This is a genomic window from Streptomyces sp. MB09-02B (assembly GCF_033794485.1).
Classification (GTDB): domain Bacteria; phylum Actinomycetota; class Actinomycetes; order Streptomycetales; family Streptomycetaceae; genus Streptomyces.
The window spans coordinates 1-5,522 of record NZ_JARGEE010000528.1 but is presented as its reverse complement, the minus strand read 5'-3'; the positions used below and the strand labels follow the sequence as shown (position 1 = coordinate 5,522).

The 5,522-nt window shown below is 72.4% G+C and carries 4 protein-coding genes and 1 pseudogene; 3 read left to right on the top strand and 2 right to left on the bottom strand.

Annotation, left to right across the window (positions count from 1 at the left end; genetic code table 11):
* The first annotated feature begins 821 nt into the window (after positions 1 to 821).
* Complete coding sequence (locus tag P1P70_RS39780) at positions 822 to 1,679, top strand: alpha/beta hydrolase (RefSeq protein WP_319246631.1); 858 nt, start codon at positions 822 to 824, stop codon at positions 1,677 to 1,679.
* Positions 1,680 to 1,785: 106 nt separating this feature from the next.
* Here the strand turns inward: P1P70_RS39780 and P1P70_RS39775 are convergent, their stop codons facing one another.
* Together P1P70_RS39775 and P1P70_RS39770 are read right to left on the bottom strand one after the other, a co-directional pair.
* Entirely contained in the window at positions 1,786 to 2,169 is a 384-nt protein-coding gene (locus P1P70_RS39775) for a hypothetical protein (RefSeq protein ID WP_319246628.1), read from the bottom strand.
* 284 nt (positions 2,170 to 2,453) lie between these two features.
* Positions 2,454 to 3,137, bottom strand: coding sequence for a bifunctional DNA primase/polymerase (locus P1P70_RS39770; RefSeq protein WP_045556080.1), 684 nt, complete (start codon positions 3,135 to 3,137; stop codon positions 2,454 to 2,456).
* Positions 3,138 to 3,441: 304 nt separating this feature from the next.
* Between P1P70_RS39770 and P1P70_RS39765 the strand changes: the two genes are divergently transcribed.
* A complete protein-coding gene (locus P1P70_RS39765; RefSeq protein ID WP_319246624.1) occupies positions 3,442 to 4,824 on the top strand; it encodes a transcriptional regulator in 1,383 nt (460 codons plus the stop codon).
* 183 nt (positions 4,825 to 5,007) lie between these two features.
* Positions 5,008 to 5,522: pseudogene (locus tag P1P70_RS39760) on the top strand (hypothetical protein); the annotation flags it as partial.

The window sequence follows — 5,522 nt, the reverse complement described above, 5'->3', positions numbered from 1 at the left end:
GCCCGTGGATCCCCGCCGGGCCCCGCCCGTGCCGCCCCCTGTCGGCCGCTGTCCGACCCGTGCCGGGGGATGTCCGTAATCGCCCGCCAACTCCCGATGCAGGAGGGGGAGTTGTGGTGTATTTCGGGGCGTGTCCGGGAACCCGTCCCGTCCAAGATTCAGTGCGCCGAATCGCAGCGCTCGGGCCGTTCGCGTGCGAGGCTTGCGCGTGAGGCATATGACCTGAGGGGCTCTTGGCCGCCCGAGACGAGGATCTCCGGTGGTGAGGGAGGGGGCGGGGCGGATGTGCCGTGGACGTGAGGAGGGCCCCGGCGCCGTGCGGCGCCGGGGCCTGTCCTCCCCTGTGCTGACCCGGAGCCCCGAGCTCCCAGGGTCATCCCCCTCGGACCGTTTTCCCCGAGCGGTCCGCCTCCCGTTGAAGATCTCCCCTCGGCGGCGGCGGGCAATCCCTGAGGGAGGTCACTCGAATGAGGGGTGTTGTCGCCAAGAGCGGCATCTTCGAATGTGTATTCGATAACGTGGGTGGCGTGTCGCGGTGTGACCCGCGCCATGACTGATGCGCGAGCCCCACACGTAACGTGTCAACCGATATGCACGCTGTAACACAAGTGCCCGCCGTCCGAGCGGCGCGCACGGCGCACGACAGCGGCTGGAGCAACGGCGAGGCGACGGCGAGAGCCAGGGCGGAAGCGACAGCGATGCACGACGGAAGCAGCAGCACGACAGCGGTACGACAGCAGTTGGGACGAGTGGACCGGCCGGCTCGAAGCGGGAGCGAGAGGCGGGATCGAGCGGTCCGGGCGGGAGTCTGGGGGGTGCCAATGGTGCGGCGCATCGACGTGACGGGAGCGGGCGGCGTGAGTCTCGCCGCCTGGGAGTTCGGCGACCCGCCCAAGACCGGCGAGAACGAGCCCCGGCCCGGGGTGCTCTTATTGCACGGCCTCATGGGCCGCGCCTCCCACTGGGCCCCCACCGCCCGCTGGCTCTCCGAACGCCACCGAGCCGTGGCGCTCGACCAGCGCGGACACGGCCGGAGCGCGAAGCCCGAGCAGGCCGCATACACCCGTGAGGCCTACGTCGACGACGCCGAGGCCGCCGTCGAACAACTGGGCCTGGCCCCCGTCGTCCTCATAGGCCACGCCATGGGCGCGCTGACCGCCTGGCAACTGGCCGCCCGCCGCCCCGACCTGGTGAGCGGACTGATCATCTGCGACATGCGGGCCTCGGCGCTCGGCGCCGCCTCGCAGCGCGAGTGGGAGAACTGGTTCAAGGCCTGGCCGCTGCCGTTCGCCACCCTCGCCGACGTCCGCAAGTGGTTCGGCGAGGACGACCCCTGGGTGGAGCGCCCCAGCCCGTCCCGGGGGGAGTTCTACGCCGAGGTCATGCACGAGGGGCCCGACGGCTGGCGGCCGGTGTTCGACCCCGAGCAGATGCTGACGACCCGCGAGACCTGGGTGTACGACGCGCACTGGGAGGAGCTGACCCAGGTGCGCTGTCCGACCCTCGTCGTCCGCGGCCTCGACGGGGAGCTGGGACGCGCCGAGTCCCAGGAGATGGTCCGGGTACTGCCGCACGGCCGGTACGCGGAGGTCGCCGACGCGGGCCACCTGGTCCACTACGACCAGCCGGACGCGTGGCGCGCGGCCATCGAGCCGTTCCTGGACAGCTTTTCGGCCTGAGTGCGAGGGCCCGGACACGCGCCCGGGCTTTGCGGGTTCCTCGTGGCCGTCGGCAGGTGCGCCTGGCTCTCTGCCACCGCCCACCCCGCCCCATCCGCCGGTGGCGTCAGCCTCGTCCGAGTCGTAGTGCCGGTCCCGGAGCCCAGAGCCAGGTGTGGGTGCGGGACCGACCCGCGATGTCGGCGCTGTGCGCGGCAGCCACCACCGTCATGATCGGCCACGCCAGCAAAGTCGTCCCGAGCTGTGCGTATGCCCCGCCCGTGCCCCACGCGACGACCACGAACTCGGCCGGGAAGACCAACGCTCCGAGCAGTGCTCCCACGAGGGCGAGCCCCCACCCGCGAGTGACGGCGCGGGAAGCGAGAGCCAGGCCTCCGCCGAGGATCAGGCCCATCAGCACTCCGGCCACCAGGCTCCCTCCGCAGAGCACACCCGCGTACCGCACATTGCGGGCGGCGAGCTGGGTGTCCCCTCCCCTGAGGAATTCCACCGCGGCCACCCCCGCTGCGAGAGCGGCCCAGGGCAGGCCCGGAAGGCAAGCCATCAGCAGGCCGACTCTCATACCGCGCCGCAGGATGCCCTGCCTGTCCATTCGCCCCCCAGTCATCGCACGTGCTGCCTGGAGGAGATCACGTGAGGGGCTCGTCCGGCCACTGGGAGGAGGGGAACACGGCCGGCTTCCCGCGCGTGCCCGTGGGGGACCGCGCGGGCCGACCACGACCGGCCCCCGACCGGCCCCCGGTCAGGGAACCGACCCGCGGCTCCCCGGGAGCGTTACCGGCGTCCGTCCCGGCCGCACGCGTAGGCGAGCGGTGAGATCAGTTCTTCCGCGTCCGGCAGCCACCGGTTCGCCGGGGTGGGTCGGCGGGCCCACTGCACGGCGCCCCGCGATCCGTAGCGCGTCGGCGGAGCGGCCACGAACTCGCCCTCGCCCAGGGCCTTGAGGTCGAGCGCGAGCGGCGACCAGCCCAATTTCCGTACCAGGTCCGGGACTTTGACCGACGCGCCCGGCAGCACGAAGAACTGCATACGGCGGTCCGGGGTCCAGGTCACCGGCCCGAGCGTCAGCTCCATGCGTTCCATACGGGCCAGCGCCAGCAGGCCGGCGGTCTCGGGAACGTCGATCGTGTCGAACGTACGGCCGGTCGGCAGCAGGATCGACGCGGTCGGCTGCTTCGACCACAGACGGCGTGCGACGGTCGCACTGCCTGTCGCCTGGGTCGCCCAGTCCTCGCGCGCCGGGTGCGCGCCGGGGGTGGCGCACGCTGTGTTGCCGCAGGAGCAGATCTGCACCCCGTCGACGGCTTCCAGCCAAGTGCCGGGGAACACGTCCCAGTGGCGCTCTTCGGCGTATCGAACGGCGGTGTCCAGCAGCGATTCGCCACGCTGCTTCGGGATTTGGGCAGCTTCAGGGCCCGCGATGGTCTCTTCCACGATGAACACAACTCTAGCGGTCATCAGGGGTTACGGATGTCACATGCGCGGGGGAGAGCATCGTCAACTGGGCCGGGGCGCATGGGTGCATGGCCGGGGGCGCGCGGGAGGGATCACGGAGTGAGCCGGGTAGCCACGTGTGGGGTACAGCATCCGTGTTTACCCCGGCAATTCTGGCATGTCTCGCATCTTCGGTATGTCGGCGGGGCATTGATCTTCGAGGCCGGATCTTTTCGATACGTGGGTACACGTATGCGACGGGGCGCGGTCACTGAAGACACGTCAACTCGGTGCGTGGGCAAGGCACCACAGCCACAGGGGGTACGCCATGGCCGCAAGGCCGCTCGTCGCCAGGCAGCCGAACGAACGACTGCAGGCGCTCATCCAGGAAGCGGGCTGCTCGAACGCCGGGCTGGCCCGGCGGGTCAACATGTGCGGTGCGGAGCACGGACTGGACCTGCGCTACGACAAGACGTCCGTGGCGCGCTGGCTGCGGGGACAGCAGCCGCGGGGCCGGGCGCCCGCGATCATCGCCGAGGCCCTCGGCCGCAAGCTCGGCCGTACGGTCACCATCGACGAGATCGGCATGGCCAACGGCAAGAACCTGGCGTCCGGTGTGGGCCTGCAGTTCTCGCCGACGGTGCTGGGGGCCATCGAGCAGGTCTGCGAGCTGTGGCGCAGCGACGTGGGGCGACGGGACTTCCTCTCCGGGTCGTCCGTCGCCGCCTCCGCACTCGTCGAGCCCAGCCGTGACTGGCTGATCTCGGCGCCGGACTCCCAGGTGGCCCGCTCGGCGGGGCCCCGAGTGGGGCTCGCCGACGTGGCGGCCGTGCGCGCGATGACCCAGGCGCTCGTCGACCTCGACCACCAGTACGGCAGCGGGCACGTCCGGCCGGTCGTCGTGCACTACCTCAACAGCGTCGTCTCGGGACTGCTGGCCGGCTCCTACCGGGAGGCCGTGGGACGGGAGTTGTTCGCGGCGGTCGCCCGACTCACCGAACTGGCCGGGTACATGGCCGTCGACACCGGTCAGCCCGGACTCGCCCAGCGGTACTACATCCAGGCGCTCCGCCTCGCCCAGGCCGCGGGCGACCGCGCGTACGGCGGGTATGTCCTCGCCGCGTCCATGAGCCACCTCGCCGCGCAGCTCGGAAACCCGCGGGAGATCGCGCAGCTGGCGCGCGCGGCGCAGGAAGGGGCGCGGGGGCGGGCGACTCCGCGCGCGGAGTCGATGTTCCACGCGGCGGAGGCGCGCGGGCATGCCTTGATGGGGGACGCGCGCGGTGCGCAGGCGGCCGCGGGACGGGCCGTGGAGGCGCTGGAGGCGGCGGATCCGTCGTCCGGGGACGACCCGGTGTGGATCAAGCACTTCGACGAGGCGTATCTGGCCGACGAGTTGGCGCACTGCCACCGGGATCTCGGGCAGGCGGAGGCGGCCGCCCGGCGGGCGGAGGAGTCGTTGGCCAAGCATCCGCAGTCACGGGCGCGGCGGCGGGCGATCGGGTACGTGCTGCTCGCCACGGCACAGGTGCAGCAGCGGGAGGTCGAGCAGGCCTGCCACACCGGGATGAAGGCGGTGGAGCTGCTGGGGTCGCTGCGGTCGAATCGGGGGGCCGAGTATCTGGAGGACTTCCAGCAGCGGTTGGAGCCGTTCCGGGAAGAGGCGGTGGTCCGGGAGTTCGGGGCGCGGATGGATCTTCAGGCGGCGTAGCGCTCCGGGGTGGGGCTTCGGCCGGCTCGCGGCTGCGGGTTCGTTGTGGCCGGTCGCGCAGTTCCCCGCGCCCCTGAGCGGGCTTCGCCCCCCTCATCGGGGCGCGGGTGGTGCTCGGACTGTCATGCGGACCCGGTAGCGTGACTCGACGATTCCGCAAGTCCCCCATTCGTAGGAGTCTCGGTGACGCAGAGTGGACAGGGCGAGGAGCCCTCGGCGCGGACCGCGCGCGAAGGCATCGTGCTGCCCTCGGACGGTGGGGCGCCGCTCCACCCGAGTGATCTGCCGCCGGCCCCGCTGCCGCCGGCCCCGGCCCAGCCGTGGGACCAGCAGCGGCAGTGGGGCTCCGAGGAGACCGCGACGCCGCCCGCCCAGCCGCAGGCCGACCACTGGAACAGCGCGCCCGCCGCACCGGAGTGGGGAGCGCACGGGGCGCAGGACGCGTACGGCACGCCGGGTGGGCACGCCGGGTACGGCGCGCAGGAGGCGTACGGCACCCAGGGCGGCCCCGCAGACCCGGCTTACGGCACGCGCGGTGACGGGACCGGCCAGGCCTACGGGGCCCAGGGCGACGCGGCGGGTCAGGCCTACGGCACCGCCCAGGGGGACCCGGCCGGGCAGGCCTACGGCACCCAGGGCGGGATGCCGTTGCCTCCCGAGGGGTCGCCCGGGGCGGCGTACGGGGGCGCGGGGTACGG

Coding starts and splice junctions, on each gene's coding strand:
- P1P70_RS39770 (WP_045556080.1), bottom strand. CDS start 3,137: ATGACCGCTAGAGTTGTGTTCATCGTGGAAGAGACCATCGCGGGCCCT.
- P1P70_RS39765 (WP_319246624.1), top strand. CDS start 3,442: ATGGCCGCAAGGCCGCTCGTCGCCAGGCAGCCGAACGAACGACTGCAG.
- P1P70_RS39780 (WP_319246631.1), top strand. CDS start 822: ATGGTGCGGCGCATCGACGTGACGGGAGCGGGCGGCGTGAGTCTCGCC.